This is a genomic window from Sulfitobacter sp. IGS-18 (assembly GCF_059628195.1).
Genome location: NZ_CM184556.1, coordinates 1015719 through 1031856, shown reverse-complemented (window position 1 = coordinate 1031856; position 16138 = coordinate 1015719). Strand labels below are relative to the sequence as shown.

Sequence of the window (16138 nt, the reverse complement as noted above, 5' to 3'; positions counted from 1 at the left end):
GGGGGGCTGGCCCCCCTACCCTCGCTGTCAACACGCTCAACACCCAAGGAGACACACATGTCCACCTATGATGTCATCGTAATCGGCTCCGGCCCCGGCGGCTATGTTGCCGCCATCCGCTGTGCGCAGCTGGGCCTGAAGACCGCCTGCGTCGAGGGGCGCGACACCCTGGGCGGCACCTGCCTGAACGTCGGCTGCATCCCCTCCAAGGCGCTGCTGCATGCCTCCCACATGCTGCATGAGGCAGAGCACAACTTTGCCGAGATGGGCCTGAAGGGCAAAAGCCCCTCGGTCGACTGGAAACAGATGCTGAGCTACAAGCAATCCACCATCGACACCAATACCAAGGGCATCGAATTCCTGTTCAAGAAGAACAAGATCGACTGGCTGAAAGGCTGGGGCAGCATCCCCGAGGCCGGCAAGGTCAAGGTCGGCGACGAGGTGCATGAGGCGAAAAACATCATCATCGCCACCGGGTCCGAGGCCGCGTCCCTGCCCGGCGTCGAGGTCGACGAGAAAGTCGTCGTCACTTCCACCGGCGCACTGGAACTGGGCAAGGTGCCCAAGAAGATGGTGGTCATCGGCGCCGGCGTGATCGGGCTGGAGCTGGGCAGCGTCTATGCGCGCCTGGGCTCGGACGTCACCGTGGTGGAATTCCTCGATGCGATCACGCCGGGCATGGACCCCGAGGTGCAGAAGACCTTCCAGCGGATGCTGAAAAAGCAGGGGCTGGACTTCATCATGGGGGCCGCCGTGCAGAAGACCGAGGCGACCAAGACCAAGGCCAAGGTGCATTACAAGCTGCGCAAGGACGACAGCGAACATGTGATCGACGCCGATGTGGTGCTGGTCGCCACCGGGCGCAAACCCTATCACGACGGCGTCGGTCTCGATGCCCTGGGCATCGAGCTGACCAAGCGCGGCCAGATCGCGGTCGATGACCACTGGGCCACTTCCGTCAAGGGCATCTATGCCATCGGCGACGTGATCGAAGGCCCGATGCTGGCCCACAAGGCCGAGGACGAGGGCATGGCCGTGGCCGAGGTGATCGCGGGCAAGCACGGCCATGTGAACTATGGCGTGATCCCCGGCGTGATCTACACCCACCCCGAGGTCGCATCGGTGGGCGAAACGGAAGCCACCCTCAAGGAAGCGGGCCGCGCCTATAAGGTGGGCAAGTTCTCCTTCATGGGCAACGCCCGGGCCAAGGCGGTTTTTGCAGGCGACGGTTTCGTCAAGATCATCGTGGACAAGGAGACCGACCGCATCCTGGGCGCCCATATCATCGGCCCCGGCGCCGGCGATCTGATCCACGAGGTCTGCGTGGCGATGGAATTCGGCGCCTCGGCGCAGGATCTGGCGATGACATGCCACGCGCATCCGACCTATTCCGAAGCGGTCCGCGAAGCCGCGCTGGCCTGCGGGGATGGCCCGATCCACATGTGAGGTGGCGGGACCGGCACGCGTTGCGCAGGGATATTTATGAGCCAAAAAGAGCGGGGGGCGTGTCGCGATACAGGCCCCCTTTTGCTATGGGGCAGAGGTTGCCATTACCACATCGTCCTGGCGGCCCGTGCGCCCCAGGCATCGTCATAGGGCGCGCCGCCCTCTTCGCCGCTGGTCATCTCGGCCAGGATCTCTCCCACGCTGGGCAACCCGGTGCTTTCGTCCACACCGGCCCAGGTGCCTGCCCGCATCAGCGCGCGGGCGCATTGGGTATAGATCTCGGATATGGTGATCACGATCACCGTGGCGGGCTGGCGGCCGGACTTGTCGAAGCGCGCGCGCAGATCGGCATCGTCGGTAAGGATCGCGGTGCCGTTCACCCGCACCACATTGTTCGACCCCGGCACCAGGAACATCAGCGACGCCCGGCCATCCACCACGATGTTGCGCAGTGAATCCAGCCGGTTGTTGCCGCGCCAGTCGGGCAGCGCCAGCCGCTGCGGATCCAGTTCCAGCACCACCGGGCCATCGTCGCCGCGCGGGCTGCCATCGGTGCCGTCAGGCCCCACCGTGGTCAGAATGCAAAGCTTCGACGCCATGATCCATTTGCGGTAGAGCGGCGTCAGCCGGTCCGCCACCTTGCGCAGCGACGGCGCGCCGGGCCTGCCGTAAAGCGCCTCAAGCGCCGCGATATCCTCAATCCGCCGCACGCCAGCCCGCCTCCTGCAACAGCGCGTCCGACCGGCGTTCCACCACCTCTTCAAGCCGCTGCATGAAGCTGGCCCGGTCCAGCCCCGGCGCAATCGGATCGAGGAATTCGACCACCGCGACCCCCGGCCGCCGGTACAGCCCCCGGCGCGGCCAGAAATAGCCCGCGTTGGTCGCCGCCGGGATGCAGGTCTGCTGCAACTGCTCGTAGAGCGCGGCGCTGCCGATCTTGTAGGGAATGCGCTTGCCCGGCGCCACCCGGGTGCCCTGGGAATAGATCACGATCTGCCCCGGCTCGATCTTGCCCGCCTTCACATCCGCGATCATCTTGGCTATCGCCTTGCCGCGCTTGCCCCGGTCCACCGCGATCATCTGCATCCGCCTGGTGTATTGCCCGATCACCGGGGTCCAGAGGATCTCGCGCTTCATGATGAACTTGGCCCGCGGCAGGGCGTGAAAGATCATGATGATGTCGAGGAAGGACTGGTGCTTGGCCGCGATCAGCACCTCTCCCTGCGGCACCGGGCCGCGCACTTCGCAACGCAGTCCGATCAGCCAGCGCGCCGACCACATGCACCAGGCGGCATAGGTCTTGCAGGCGGTATAGGCACCGCGTTTGGAGAACATCGCCCAGGGGGCGAAGGCCAGGCCGACAAGCGGCATCGCCACTGTCACCTGCACCACGTAAAGGATCGACCTTATCCATTGCAGCATCACGAAAGCCCTCTCAAGGTGCGCCGTGCCGCGGCCCGCGTCGCGGCAAAGGCGACGCCCCCCGCCAGCAGCGGAATCAGGACGGGCAGCAGCCAGTGCAGCCCGCGAAATCCCAGCCCGGTCAGGAAACCGCCGGTTTCGGAGGCGCTGGGCAGCAGCACCACGGCGATCAGGCCCACAACCGTGCCCGCCGCCGCCCCCGAGAGTGCCCGCAGGGTGAAGCGGCGGACAAAGGCCTGGGCGATGTAATCATCGGTGGCCCCCACCAGACGCAGCACCGCGATCACCTGCGCATTGGCGGCAAGGGCGGCCTGTGCGGCAAGGGTGATCATCGCCGCCACCGCCGCCGCGATCAGCGCGATCGAGACCCAGCCGATCAGCCGCAGCCGCGAGGCCGCCTGCACCAGCGGTTCACGCCAGCGCCCGTGATCGTCCAGCACCGCACCAGGCACCTCGGCGGCCAGCCGCAGGCGCAGGCCTGCGGCATCCATGCCGTCACTGTCCTCGATCACCTCGATCAGCCGCGGCACCGGCAGCGCGTCCAGCGCCAGGTCCGGGCCAAACCAGGGGGCCAGCAGCGCCTGTTGTTCCGCATCCGTCAGGGCGCGGGCGGTTGCCACCCCCCTGGTGGTTTCCAGAATGCGCAGCGCCGCTTCGGTCTGGGCCGCGCGCTGGTCCAGCGGGGCCACGATGCGCACGGTGGCGGTGCGGGCAAGCTCCGACCCCCAGCGTTCCGCCAGACGGCCCGCCGCCAGCGACAGCGCCAGCGCAAAGACCGCGAGAAACGCCATGGCACCGGCCGCGAAAAGGGTCAGCTGCGCGGTGAAGCCCGAAGGCGGGACCACCCGGTCCGCCTGCCGGTCTCCCGCCAAAAGGGCGCGCAGGCTGCCTGCCCCCGGCTTCACAGGTCCGCCCCCGCCAGCTGGACGCGGCGGTTTGCGATGCGCAGCACCCGGGCCTGTACATGCGCCTTGGTGGCGCGGATCAGGCTCAGGTCATGGGTGGCAATCAGCACGGTCTTGCCCATCTTGTTCAGCTCGATCAGCAGCCGCAGCAGGCGTTGCGACATGTCCCAGTCGATGTTGCCCGTGGGCTCATCCGCCAGCACCACGTCGGGCGACATGATGACGGCCCGCGCCAGGGCGGCGCGCTGGCGTTCGCCGCCCGACAGCTCCGGCGGCAGCGCATTGGCCCGGTTGGTCAGCCCGACCCAGGACATCAGCTCGGCCAGGTCACCGCCCGCGGCCTCGGCGTTGCGACCCGAGACGGTCAGCGGCAGGTTGACGTTTTCCGACACATCCAGATGGTCCAGAAACTGCACATCCTGATGCACCACGCCGACCCGGCGGCGCACCATGGCAATGTCATCCCGGCCCAGCCCGCGCACATCCGCCCCGAACAGGCGCACATGGCCCGCCGTGGGCAAGAGCGCACCGTAGCACAGCTTCATCAGGGTTGTCTTGCCCGCACCCGAGGGGCCTGTCAGGAAATGAAAGGACCCGGGCGCGAGTTTCAGCGTTATGTCCGACAGCAATTCGCCGCCGCCATAGCTGTAGGCCACATTTTCCAGCTCGATCACGCAGGTTCCCCGGGTTTTGTCGACCTGTTGTGCCTGAGCACCGCCGGGGATTCAATGCACCACATCGGGGTCCAGCGTCGAGATTGCACTTTTCCTGCGGAAATCTTGCACTATGCTGGTCGAAAATGGTTAACGGCCCGAAACGGGACCATGGAGAGCAGCGGGAACATCAATGAGGCTGACCTGTCCGAATTGCGATGCACAATATGAAGTGCCCGATGACGTCATGCCGGCAACCGGGCGGGATGTGCAATGTTCCAATTGCGGCCAGACCTGGTTTCAGCATCACCCGGACCATGCCCCCGAAGAGGTAAGTGAAGACGCCGTGGAGGTGCCGCCGCCCGATGCCCCGGCACCGGACGAGGAAACCGCCCCCCCGCCGCCACCCGCCCGGCCCGCCCCGGCGCCGGAGCGGCGCAAGCTGGATCCGGCGGTGGCCGACATCCTGCGCCAGGAAGCGGAAGCCGAGCATGAGGCGCGCAAACGCCGCCAGGAGCAGGCGCAGCCGCTGGAAAGCCAGCCCGATCTGGGGCTGGATGTGGCCGACCCCGAAGACGACCGCGAACGCCGCGCGCTGGAGGCCCGCCGCCGGATGGCGCGGATGCGGGGCGAACCCGAACCGCTGTCAGAGGAAGAGGCCCGCGCCGCCGCCATGTCCTCGCGCCGGGAGCTGCTGCCCGACATCGAAGAGATCAACTCCACCCTGCGCAGCGATCATGAGCGCGGCACCCCCCAGAGCGCGCCGGGCGAGGGTGATCTGCCGGTCACCGCGCGCGGGGGCGGTTTCGGCCGTGGCTTCGTGCTGGTGATCCTCTGCGCGGCAATCCTGATTGCCATCTATGTCTTTGCCCCGCAGATCGCCCGCGCGGTGCCGCAGGTGGACCCCTATCTGTCCTCCTATGTCAGCGGCGTTGACCAGCTCCGGCTCTGGCTTGACCGGAATGTTCAGGACCTGCTGATCTGGCTGGATTCACTGGCGGCGCAATCCACACCCTGAGGGTGTTTCCCGTTCCCCGGCCTGAAAAACGCCCGTGACGGGCGGTTCGGGCGTGGTTCGGGCCGGAGGCTCAGGGGCCGGGTCTGATGTTGCATCTCAAACACTTAGCGCAGCTGCGAACCATTGTTCCGGGTACGGGCAATGTTCCGGGCACGGGCCACCGGGTTTTGGGGTGACGCGCAGCCTGCCTTCATCAGACTGCCTTCATCAGACTGCCTTCATCAGACTGCCTTCATCAGACTGCCTTCATCAGACTGCCTTCATCAGACTGCCTTCATCAGACTGCCTTCATCAGACTGCCTTCATCAGACTGCCTTCATCAGACTGCCTTCATCAGACTGCCGTGATGACATGTCAAATATGACATGTCATCACGGCACTCTCTGTCACCTCAGGCGCGAGGAGATCAGGTTGTGTCTCGCCCGGGGCGGGCAGCGCCCGGTGGATTGCCGCGTCGGGCTTTCCTGCGCCAACCACCTCGCCCCCCCTTGACCAATTGCAAACCGGCCCTTCTCCCGGACAAGGCGCTTTTGCACGCTGCAACGGCGCAACGTGACCCGCCAATCCCCGCCCCAGCCGTTAAGAAAACCTCACGGGGCACCCCCTTCCAGACCCCGCGTTTCCGCATTTCCCACAGGTAACCCGCCAGGAGACCAGATCAGAATGATTGTCCGGGACCATCCCTCAACACTGCAGCTGTTTATCGTCATGCAAGGCTCGATCGTGCCAAAGATCATGGGCAAGATCCTGGGCATCGCGGTGCTGACCGGCCTGGTGCTCTACCTTGACCGATACCATGTCGGCCTGCCCCATATCTCGATCTCGGCCATGGGCATCTTCGGCGTGGCGCTTTCCCTGTTTCTGGGGTTTCGCAACAACGCCGCCTATGACCGGTGGTGGGAGGCGCGCAAGCTCTGGGGGTCGATGATCGCGGATGTGCGCAACCTGGGCCGGCACATGTGCATCTTTGTCGGCAACGGCACGGACCGCGCGCGGATCCTGTCCTGTGCCGTGGCATTTGCACATCTGCATCGCGGCTACCTGCGGCAGGTGGATACGCGCGGCGATATCGTCGGTTGGGTCGGCGCCAAGAAAGCCGATGCCATGCTCGCCCATCAGAACCCCGCAGATGCCGCCCTGCGTTCGATGGCGGACCAGATCGGCAATCTGACGGGAAAGGAGGCGATCAGCGGCTTTGGCCAGATGACCATTTCACAGACCCTCTCTTCCCTGGCCCTTGCACAGGCGGGCTGCGAACGCATCCTGACAACACCGCTGCCCTTCGTCTATTCGCTGCTCATCCGCCGGACGACCTATCTCTACTGCTGGCTGCTGCCCTTTGCCCTGATCGAAGCCACCGGCTGGTTCGCACCAATCTTTGCCGCCGTCGTCGCTTACGTCTTTTTCGGGTTGCAGATGGTGACCAATGAACTGGAGCTGCCGTTCCAGAACGTCCACAACGGGCTGCCGCTGGATGCCATGTGCCGCACCATCGAGATTTCGGTGGCCGAAGCCCTCGAACAACCGGCACCCGAACCGCTCAAGGCCAGCAACTACGTGCTGACCTAAAGCGTTTCGGGATATACCTGAATCACTTGTTCGCTGCCTCTCCCTTCGGTCCTACGCGAAAAGTGACGCGGGATGTTTCAAGCCTATCCCGAAACGCTGTAGTTCAGGCCCCCTCCGAACCCGCGTCAGAACCGGTCAAGCAGCCGGTTCAGATAATCGCGTTCCAGTTCCGGACGCTCGGTCTGGCCCGAGCGGCGGCGGATTTCATCCAGCAGGCGGCGGGCGCGGTCACTGGCATCCGGCCCTTCGCCGATGCGGCCGCCGTCCGACAATCCGCCCTCGGCGCTTTCGCCCTCGCGGCCCAGCGGGTCACGGTTGGCGCGGCCGCCCTGTTCGGTGTCGCCCTGTCCGGGCTGCTGCTGACGTTCCTGTTCGGCCATCGCCTCGCCCAGCGCGCGCATGCCCTCGCGCAGCGCTTCCATGGCCTGCGACTGGTTGTCGATCGCCTCGGCCAGATCATTGTTGCGCAGCGCCTCTTCGGCACCGTCCATGGCCCGGCCCGCCCGGTCCAGCGCATCCCGCGCCGCGCGACCCTCGGGCGTGCCCTGACCCGGCAGGTTCTGCTGCTGGCGGCGCAATTCCTCGCGCAGCGCCTGCTGACGTTCCGCCAGCCCCTCCTGGCCCTGTCCCGGTCCGGCCTGTTCGCCGCGCTGGCCGTTCTCGCCCTGCTGCTGATCCTGGCCCTGACCCTGCCCGTTCTGGCCCTCGTGGCTTTCGCCGCGGCCCTGGCCGCCGTTGCGCCCCTCGTTGCCCTGGTTTTCGCCGGCCTGGGCGCCGGGGTTGAACTGCTCCTGCAGATCCCGGAATGCCTGGTCGCTCAGCCCCTGCTGCTCGCGCAGGGTCTCCGACAGCCCCTCCATCGCCTGCTGCCCCGGAGACTGCCCGTTCTGGCCGGGCTGCCCCTCGGTCACGCGCATGTTCTCCATCAGCTCCTGCAACTCGCGCAGCGCCTCCTCGGCCTCGGCCATGCGGCCCTGTTCCATCAGTTCCTGAATGCGGTCCATCATGCGCTGCAGGTCGTCCTGCGTCATCTGCATGGTCTCGCCCTGTTCGCCCTGCTGCTGCGGGTCGCCGTTCTGTTCGTTCTCCTGCGCCTGCTGGCGCTGCAACTGCTGCAGATATTCCTCTGTCGCACGGCGCAGCTCATCCATCAGCTCGGCGATTTCCTCCTTGGAGGCGCCGTTCCTGATCGCCTCGTTCAGCCGGTCCTGCGCCCGGCGCATCCGCTCCAGCGCATCGGCCAGCACGCCTTCTTCCAGCTCGATGGCCAGCCCCCAGAGGTCCTCTGCCAACTCGTCCTGAATCTCGTCGCTCAGACCATAGCGGGCATGAAGCTCAAGCCGGTTGATCACATCGCGCAGCCGCAGCGCCGTCACCTCCGAGCGGAACAGATCCCCGGGCCGGTAGGCCACCGCGCGCAACACCTGCGCCATCCGCGTCGTGTTCGACTTGGACCACAGCAGGTCGCGCCGCATCTCGATCACCGCCGCCGCCGCCGGGTCGAAAAAGCGCCGCCCCGGCAGGATCATCTGGCGCGGTGCAGTCTGGCCGATCTGCTCGGCGGAATCCAGCACGCTCATGCTGATCCGGACGGGCAGGTTCGCCCAGGGGTGTTTGGAGAAATCCTCGATCAGGTTTTCCTCGAAATCCGCGCGGTTCCCCGCGATCGGGGTCGGCAGCGGCACAATCACCTCCGGGCGCGGGTCCGGATCCACCACCAGCCCGTAGCGCCGGCTGACCGAGGCAAGATCCAGCGTGATCCGTGCCTCGCCCGCCTCCACGCCATAATCGTCCCGCGCGGCAAAGGGCAGGCGCATCTCGCCCAGCGCCGAGACCTCGGGCGGGCCCAGCTGTTCCACCTCGGGGGCGGTATCGGCCAGCATGGTCACATCCCAGCGCCGCCCGCCGGGCCCGTCAATCGCGATGCTGCCATCCTGCACCACGGCAAAATCCTGCGCCGGGTCAGAGGCCGCAGGCACATCCGTGGTGCGCCCCGACACGGTTTCCGCCAGCGTCAGCGCGCCCACATCGCCATAGAACCGCAGGGTGATCAGCGTGCCCGCAGGCAGGGTCAGCGGCCCGGCGTCCAGATCGTTCAGATACAGCGTCGGCTTGCCGGTATAGCGCGGCGGCTCCGCCCAGCCCTCCCAGACCGGACCCTGCGCCAGCCCGCCCCGGCCCGGCGCCATATCCGCCACCGAGGCCACGCGAAGCACCGAACCAAAGAGCAGCGCCATGCCAAAGGCCAGCACCGCCACATAGCGCAGCGCATAGGGGTCGCGCCGCGACACCCGCAGATCGGCAGGCACCGCCCGGGCCGTGGCCGCGCGCGCCGCCATCCGCGCCTTATGCGCGCGCCAGACCGCCATCGCCGCCGGGTCGCCCTTGCCGATGGCCGGATCGTCCAGCAGCGCCTGAATCGGACGCCCCGGCAGGCTGCGGTCCAGCCGCGCCATGGCCGCGCCCTGCGTGGGCAGGCGGAACCGGCGCAGCGCATGGACCAGCGCCGCCAGCCAGCCCAGGCCCGCCACAACCGCAGCGCCCCAGACCACTTCGAGGCTGACCACGTCCTGCAGGCCCATCATCAGCGCCGCCAGCACCAGAAGCGTGACGCTCAACAGCGGCCAGAGCGCCTGCACCAACCCCTCGGCCAGCATCCCCGCCCATGTCAGGCGCAGCGGCCAGCGCAGGGCGGACAAGGCGTCCTTGCGGTCGGTGTTGGGGGATGTGTTCATCAGGAATTGCCTCCGGCGCGGCCGCAGGCAATATGCCTTACAACCATTCAGGGATGGTATCGCGATTTATCATTTCGTCAAAGCTCGGACGTCGGCGGATAACCGCGAATTGATCCCCATGCACCAGAACTTCCGGAATCAGGGGCCGGGAGTTGTATTCGCTGCTCATGACCGCGCCATATGCGCCCGCAGAACGGAAGGCGACAAGATCGCCCGCCGCCAGCGGCGGCATCATCCGCTGCCTTGCAAAGGTATCGCCGGATTCGCAGACCGGCCCCACCACGTCGATGGGCGCACGTTCCACGCCCACAGCGGGTTCCACCACCGGGATGATGTCGTGCCAGGCATCATACATCGCCGGGCGGATCAGGTCGTTCATCGCCCCGTCCAGGATCAGGAAATCGCGCCCCTCGCCGGATTTGACATAGATCACCTCGCTCACCATCAGCCCCGCATTGCCCGCGATCAGCCGGCCCGGCTCGATCTCGATCTCGCAGTCCAGATGCCCCAGCGTCCGCTTGACCATGGCACCGTAATCCGAAGGCAGCGGCGGATCGGCATTGCTGCGCTCGTAGGGGATGCCCAGGCCGCCGCCCAGATCCAGCCGCCGGATCTCATGGCCGTCGGCGCGCAGCACCCCGGTCAGCTCCGCCACCTTGCGATAGGCCAGCTCATAGGGTTCCAGATCGGTCAGCTGCGAGCCGATGTGCACGTCGATGCCCACCACCTCCAGCCCCGGCATGGCCGCAGCCATGCGGTAGACTTCCCGCGCGCGGGCGATCGGGATGCCGAACTTGTTCTCGGATTTGCCGGTGGCAATCTTGGCATGGGTCTTTGCATCCACATCCGGGTTCACGCGGATGGTGATCGGGGCGATCTTTCCCAGGGCGCGCGCACAGGCATCCAGCACCGCCATCTCCGGCTCGCTTTCCACGTTGAACTGGCGGATGCCGCCCTCAAGTGCGGTGCGGATCTCCTCGCGGGTCTTGCCCACGCCGGAGAACACGATCCGTTCGCCCGGCACACCTGCCGCCCGGGCGCGCCGGTATTCCCCGCCCGAGACCACATCCATCCCCGCACCCGCCTGCGCCAGCGTGCGCAGCACCGCCTGGTTGGAATTGGCCTTCATCGCATAGCAGACCAGATGATCCATGCCCTCCAGCGCCTCGTCGAACAGCCGGAAATGCCGCAGCAGGGTGGCGGTGGAATAGACGTAAAACGGCGTGCCGACCGCGGCGGCAATATCGGCCACAGCAACATCCTCGGCGAAAAGCGCGCCGTCGCGGTAGAGAAAGTGATCCATGTTCTTTTTGGCCTTAAATATTCCCCGCCGGAGGCTCCCGTCCTATCGGACCGGCGCCGTCCGCAAAAACAGATAGAGCGGCAGCCCGCAACTCACCCCGATGCAGAAGGTCGCGGGAATCGCGATCAGCGCTCCCCAGTTGCGCCGCACCGCGACCTCGGCCAGGATCCAGAGCGTCAGCGTGACCGCCGCGATGGTCAGGTCCCAGACCAGCCCGCTGGCCGCCGCATTGGCATGCCAGGCCGCCCCCATCGCCATGATGTCCCAGCCATTGGCCTGAAACCAGGTGATGAAATAATACATCGGGTGGATTGCTCCCCAGACCGCAAGCCCGAGGAATGTCATCCGCAGTGCCGACATGTCAGAACCTTTTCTTCACGCCGATGTTGGCATAGCCCGAGATGCTGACCCCCGGCGTCAGATTGGTCGGCTGCTGGCGCGTATCCGCCCGGCCCGCCGGATCGTCATCGGGGTTCTTCGGCCCGCAAGAGACCAGAGCCGCAAGCGCCGCGATGATCAGGGCGGCCCTCACAGGCCCAGCCCCAGCGACATCCCGAAGGACCCCTGCCGCAGCCCCAGGCTGGTGTCCGCCTGCATGCCGCTGCTGGACAGGGTGACGGTCGAATTCGCCGATGGCTGCACCGGCTCGCCGTCCGCGCCGCAGGCCACCAGCGCCGAGATGCCCAAAAGGGCCAGGATGATCCTCATGCCAGAATGTCCTTCCACCGTTCGATCTGAACGCGCACCTGCGCCGGTGCCGTCCCACCATAAGACATACGCGAATTCACGGAATTTTCCACGCCCAAGACATCGAAAACACCATCCGTGATCCCGCCATGCACCGATTGCATCTGTTCCAGCGTCAGGTCGGGCAGATCGCAGCCCGCCTTTTCCGCCATGCCCACCAGGGTGCCGGTGACATGATGCGCATCGCGGAACGGCAGGCCCAGCACCCGCACCAGCCAGTCCGCCAGATCCGTGGCGGTGGAAAAGCCGCTGCCTGCGGCGGCGGCAAGGTTGTCGCGCTGCCCGGTCATGTCGCGCACCATGCCCTCCATCGCGGCCAGCGCCAGCATCAGGTTGTCGGCAGCGTCAAAGACCTGTTCCTTGTCCTCCTGCATGTCCTTGGAATAGGTCAGCGGCAGCCCCTTCATCACCATCATCAACGCGGTATTGGCGCCAAAGATGCGGCCGATCTTGGCGCGGATCAGCTCGGCGGCATCGGGGTTCTTCTTCTGCGGCATGATGCTGGAGCCGGTGGAAAACCGGTCCGACAGCGCCACGAAACGGAACTGGGCCGAGGACCAGATCACCAGCTCTTCGGCAAAGCGGCTGAGGTGCATGGCGCAGATGCTGGCGCAGGACAGGAAGTCCAGCGCGAAATCCCGGTCGCTGACCGCATCCAGCGAATTCGCGCAGGGACGGTCGAAACCCAGCGCCTGCGCGGTCATGTCGCGGTCGATGGGAAAGGAGGTGCCGGCCAGCGCCGCGGCCCCCAGCGGGCTTTCATTCATCCGCCTGCGGGCGTCGCGCACCCGGGAAAGATCGCGGCCGAACATCTCCACATAGGCCAACATGTGATGGCCCCAGGTCACCGGCTGGGCGGTCTGCAAATGGGTGAAACCGGGCATCACCCAATCGGCACCCGCCTCTGCCTGTGCCAGCAGGGCATGGATCAGCGCCACCAGACCGGCGTCAAAGGCATCGAACTGATCGCGGGTCCAGAGCTTGAAATCGGTGGCAACCTGGTCGTTGCGGCTGCGCCCGGTGTGCAACCGGCCCGCGGGTGCGCCGATCAGATCCTTCAGGCGCGCCTCCACATTCATGTGGATGTCCTCAAGGGCTGCGGAGAATTCGAATGTGCCGCTTTCGATCTCTGACAAGATCGTGAGCAAGCCTTCCCGGATCGCATCCGCATCGCTATCAGTGATGATGCCCGTGGCGGCCAGCATGGCGGCATGGGCACGCGAGCCTTCGATGTCCTGTGCGGCCATCCGCTTGTCAAACGAGATCGAGGCATTGATCGCCTCCATGATCGCGTCTGGCCCGGCGGCAAACCGGCCACCCCACATCTTGTTGGAAGTCGTGTCAGTCATGTCAAACCCTCGGAGGGACAGATGAGAAAATTCGTGTTCGGCCTCGTGTATACGGCCCTGTTGGCAGGTGCAAACCCCGCATTGGCCGGGACGGTGGACATTCTGGGCCTGCGCGCGGGGGACATGAAAAAGCTGGTGGTGCATGACACGCCTGCCGCCACCTCCGATGCCGCCTTCGACCTGGCCGACGGGGCGGGCAAGGGGACGCTGGCCGATTACCGGGGCAAATATGTGCTGGTGAACTTCTGGGCGACCTGGTGTGCGCCCTGCCGCAAGGAAATGCCGCAGCTCGACGCGCTGCAAAGGGAATTCGGCGGCGATGATTTCGAGGTGCTGACCATCGCAGCGGGGCGCAATTCCCCCGAAGGCATCAAGAAGTTCTTTGCCGAGGCCGGTGTCACCAGCCTGCCGCGCCACCAGGATCCGAAACAGGCCCTGGCCAGCCAGATGGGGATTTTCGGCCTGCCGATCACCGTGCTGGTGAACCCCGAAGGCCGCGAGATCGCACGGCTGCGCGGGGATGCGGACTGGTCCAGCGACAGCGCAAAATCGATCATCAAGGCGCTGATCGCAGAGCGCGCCGGCGGTTAACGGGAGCGGCCCCGCGAAGCTGTAACCCGCAGATCGCGGCGTGACGTGCAGCGGCGTTTTCAAAAACGCCGGACCGAATTCTTCAAAGAATTCGCAGCGGCGCACCGCCTCGAAAAAGCCCAACCCGCAGACCGTGTCGCAACGCCCGGCGGTGTTTTCAAAAACACCGGACCGAATTCTTCAAAGAATTCGCAAAGGCGCACCGCCTCGAAAAAGCCCGACCCTCAGACCGCGGCGTGACGCCCAACGGTGTTTTCAAAAACACCGGACCGAATTCTTCAAAGAATTCGCAAAGGCGCACCGCTTCGAAAAAGCCCAACCCGCAGACCGCGTCGCAACGCCCAACGGCGTTTTCAAAAACACCGGACCGAATTCTTCAAAGAATGCGCAGCGGCGCACCGCCTCGAAAAAGCCCAACCCGCAGACCATGTCGCAACGCCCAACGGCGTTTTCAAAAACGCCGGACCGAATTCTTCAAAGAATTCGCCCCCTCACGCCGCGTGGTTCAGGATCGCCGCTTCGGAGGCCGACAGATTGCGCCGCGAGAAACTGCCATAGGTATGCGGATCGTATTCAAGCTCCGGATGGGTGGCCAGCAACCGCTTGCGGTCGCCCTCGTCCAGCGCGGATAGCGCCGCGGAGGCGGGATGAAAGCTTTCGGTCTCCACGCTGTTGGCCCAGAGCACCTGATGGGAATCAAAGAGCACGTGGATATAGGTGACCTCGCGCATTTTCAGATCCACGGTGATGGTATCGCCGTTGATCAGGTCCTTTGCGGCGACCAGCACCTCGGGGGTGTTGAACAGCTCCTGCGCGGTCGGCCCCTTGATCAGCAGGCGGTGCTGCGGTGACACGATCAGATCCGCATCGGGCTCGCCCGCGTTCAGCACGCCGGCCGCAATCCGCACCGGGCGCAGCTTGGGCATCGCGAACAGCCGCGCCCCGGACATGCGCCTGCTGCCGACCCAGCGGATCGGCTGGGCGCCGTCATCCTTGGTCTGTACCAGATCGCCCTCGCGCAGGTCCTCGATCAGGCGCTGGCCTTGGGGCGTGCGGATGCGGGTGCCGGGGGTGAAACAGATCACGCCGCCATCAGTGTCCGAAGCCGCATTGCCGCAGGAGGGGCCAAGGGTGTGATGCACGATCCACAGATCGCAGTTGCGCGGCGGCATCTCATCCAGAAACATCAGCAGGGGCTGGCTGCCACGGCCCAGTTCGATCAGCGTCACGGTATAGCTGCGCCCGCCGTCGGTCACGACAAAGCTGTTGTCCATCAGCGGACCGGTATCCTGCCCCGCCCCGCGCAGACCGCCCCTGAAGACGCCGCCGCTTTCTTCCAGCGCCGCGCCGACCAGCCGCCGCACCATTCTGGCAGCGCGTTTGCGCAGATTTTCCGCCTCGTCTGCCTGGTCCAGCCGCAATACGTCATTCGGGCCATCGACCCGGATCGCGTCCCCTCGCCAGGCCCATGCCGCCCCTACAGAGAGAGATTGCACCGGCGCGGCTTCAAGGCCGTCTATTTCTGTTTGCGACCAGCTGATGACAAACGTGCCCTTAAAGCCCGTTTTCATTGCTCGTTCTGCCTGCCTCAGTTTTTTATTACCCCATAGGTAGCAAAGCTTGCCCGACCTGCATAGCCATAATCATGTCATTTTTCAGGGTGTTGCAAAATGACCTTGATGTCGGGCCGGAACCTTTGGGGCGGTCTGGCCTTCCCCCCGGCGCCGGGGCGCGGCGGGGTGAAGATGGCCTGAGCCCCCCCTTCCGGCAGCGTCTGCCACGGAATCCGCCCATCATTTACCACAAATACCGTTGCAAAACACCGGCGATTTGTTAACGTCAGACGGGTTACCTTGGTTCAGGAGTTGTCATGTCCCAGCCGCCGAAAGCCCTGCCGGGGCGTCGTATCGTCTCTTCCCGCCACCTGGCAGAGGGCGAGGGCTGGGAAGCCTCCGAGCTGGAATACGGGATGATCATCGCCTTCAACGCCTTCACCCGCTGGATGTCGCGCTGCATGGCGGCGGCGGGCAATGCCGACCTGACGCCGCTGGAAATCCTGGTGCTGCACAACACCAACCACCGCAGCCGCGAAAAGCGACTGACGGACATCTGTTTCCTGCTGAACATCGAGGACACCCATACCGTCAACTACGCGCTGAAAAAGCTGCTGAAGTCGGACCTTCTGGTGGCCGAAAAACGCGGCAAGGAGGTGTTCTACCGCACCTCGGAGACCGGTGCCGCGCTTTGCGATGCCTACCGCGCGATCCGCGAGACCTGCTTTCTCGACGGGCTCAACCGGATGGATCTGGGCGGCGACGACCTGCGTCTGGTCGCCGCCAGCCTGCGCACCATGTCGGGGCAATACGATCAGGCCAGCCGGGCTGCCGCCTCGCTCTGATC

Annotated in this window: 16 protein-coding genes; 5 read left to right on the top strand and 11 right to left on the bottom strand. The window is 65.5% G+C overall.

The genetic code is table 11. The annotated features are described in order from the left end of the window. Window positions 1-57 precede the first annotated feature (57 nt). Window positions 58-1446 (top strand): dihydrolipoyl dehydrogenase, encoded by a 1389-nt coding sequence (gene lpdA, locus ACWNZ3_RS04995; RefSeq protein WP_496901425.1) that lies wholly within the window; start codon window positions 58-60, stop codon window positions 1444-1446. A gap of 104 nt (window positions 1447-1550) precedes the next feature. Here lpdA and ACWNZ3_RS04990 read toward each other — a convergent pair whose 3' ends face one another. From ACWNZ3_RS04990 to ACWNZ3_RS04975, 4 genes are read right to left on the bottom strand one after another with little or no spacing between them, the layout of a single operon-like run. Further along, on the bottom strand, window positions 1551-2156 hold the full coding sequence (locus tag ACWNZ3_RS04990; RefSeq protein WP_496901424.1) for a pyridoxamine 5'-phosphate oxidase family protein: 606 nt from the start codon (window positions 2154-2156) through the stop codon (window positions 1551-1553). Beyond that, entirely contained in the window at window positions 2143-2868 is a 726-nt protein-coding gene (locus tag ACWNZ3_RS04985; RefSeq protein WP_496901423.1) for a lysophospholipid acyltransferase family protein, read from the bottom strand. The genes ACWNZ3_RS04990 and ACWNZ3_RS04985 overlap by 14 nt, the downstream gene beginning before the upstream one ends. Next, a complete protein-coding gene (locus ACWNZ3_RS04980; RefSeq protein ID WP_274576999.1) occupies window positions 2868-3773 on the bottom strand; it encodes a cell division protein FtsX in 906 nt (301 codons plus the stop codon). The genes ACWNZ3_RS04985 and ACWNZ3_RS04980 overlap by 1 nt, the downstream gene beginning before the upstream one ends. Next, window positions 3770-4447, bottom strand: a complete 678-nt coding sequence (locus tag ACWNZ3_RS04975; RefSeq protein WP_269362252.1) for a cell division ATP-binding protein FtsE — start codon at window positions 4445-4447, stop codon at window positions 3770-3772. The genes ACWNZ3_RS04980 and ACWNZ3_RS04975 overlap by 4 nt, the downstream gene beginning before the upstream one ends. Window positions 4448-4619: 172 nt before the next feature. On the opposite strand from ACWNZ3_RS04975, the gene ACWNZ3_RS04970 reads away from it, so the two are divergent. After that, window positions 4620-5444 carry a zinc-ribbon domain-containing protein gene (locus tag ACWNZ3_RS04970; protein ID WP_269362254.1) on the top strand — a complete coding sequence of 275 codons (825 nt, stop codon included), beginning with the start codon at window positions 4620-4622 and terminating at the stop codon, window positions 5442-5444. Window positions 5445-6107: 663 nt separating this feature from the next. Then, window positions 6108-7013, top strand: a complete 906-nt coding sequence (locus ACWNZ3_RS04965; RefSeq protein ID WP_496901422.1) for a bestrophin family protein — start codon at window positions 6108-6110, stop codon at window positions 7011-7013. 125 nt (window positions 7014-7138) lie between these two features. Here ACWNZ3_RS04965 and ACWNZ3_RS04960 read toward each other — a convergent pair whose 3' ends face one another. Genes ACWNZ3_RS04960 through argH form a run of 6 tightly spaced genes read right to left on the bottom strand, consistent with a single transcriptional unit; the run spans window position 7139 to window position 13147 of the window. Continuing rightward, window positions 7139-9748 carry a TIGR02302 family protein gene (locus ACWNZ3_RS04960; RefSeq protein ID WP_496901421.1) on the bottom strand — a complete coding sequence of 870 codons (2610 nt, stop codon included), beginning with the start codon at window positions 9746-9748 and terminating at the stop codon, window positions 7139-7141. A 37-nt stretch (window positions 9749-9785) separates the two neighbouring features. Next, entirely contained in the window at window positions 9786-11051 is a 1266-nt protein-coding gene (lysA, locus tag ACWNZ3_RS04955; protein WP_496901420.1) for a diaminopimelate decarboxylase, read from the bottom strand. A gap of 42 nt (window positions 11052-11093) precedes the next feature. Beyond that, complete coding sequence (locus ACWNZ3_RS04950) at window positions 11094-11411, bottom strand: DUF2834 domain-containing protein (protein ID WP_496901419.1); 318 nt, start codon at window positions 11409-11411, stop codon at window positions 11094-11096. A gap of 1 nt (window position 11412) precedes the next feature. Beyond that, on the bottom strand, window positions 11413-11583 hold the full coding sequence (locus tag ACWNZ3_RS04945) for a hypothetical protein (RefSeq protein ID WP_496901418.1): 171 nt from the start codon (window positions 11581-11583) through the stop codon (window positions 11413-11415). Further along, window positions 11580-11759 (bottom strand): hypothetical protein, encoded by a 180-nt coding sequence (locus ACWNZ3_RS04940; RefSeq protein WP_496901417.1) that lies wholly within the window; start codon window positions 11757-11759, stop codon window positions 11580-11582. The genes ACWNZ3_RS04945 and ACWNZ3_RS04940 overlap by 4 nt, the downstream gene beginning before the upstream one ends. After that, window positions 11756-13147 (bottom strand): argininosuccinate lyase, encoded by a 1392-nt coding sequence (gene argH / locus ACWNZ3_RS04935; RefSeq protein WP_496901416.1) that lies wholly within the window; start codon window positions 13145-13147, stop codon window positions 11756-11758. Before argH ends, ACWNZ3_RS04940 begins: the two co-directional genes overlap by 4 nt. A 21-nt stretch (window positions 13148-13168) precedes the next feature. On the opposite strand from argH, the gene ACWNZ3_RS04930 reads away from it, so the two are divergent. After that, entirely contained in the window at window positions 13169-13738 is a 570-nt protein-coding gene (locus ACWNZ3_RS04930; RefSeq protein WP_114274790.1) for a TlpA family protein disulfide reductase, read from the top strand. Between the two features lie 491 nt (window positions 13739-14229). Here the strand turns inward: ACWNZ3_RS04930 and ACWNZ3_RS04925 are convergent, their stop codons facing one another. Further along, window positions 14230-15309: a Hint domain-containing protein gene (locus tag ACWNZ3_RS04925; RefSeq protein WP_496901415.1), complete on the bottom strand. Its 1080-nt coding sequence runs from the start codon at window positions 15307-15309 to the stop codon at window positions 14230-14232. Between the two features lie 299 nt (window positions 15310-15608). On the opposite strand from ACWNZ3_RS04925, the gene ACWNZ3_RS04920 reads away from it, so the two are divergent. Further along, window positions 15609-16136 (top strand): winged helix DNA-binding protein, encoded by a 528-nt coding sequence (locus ACWNZ3_RS04920; RefSeq protein ID WP_269362269.1) that lies wholly within the window; start codon window positions 15609-15611, stop codon window positions 16134-16136. Window positions 16137-16138 lie beyond the last annotated feature (2 nt).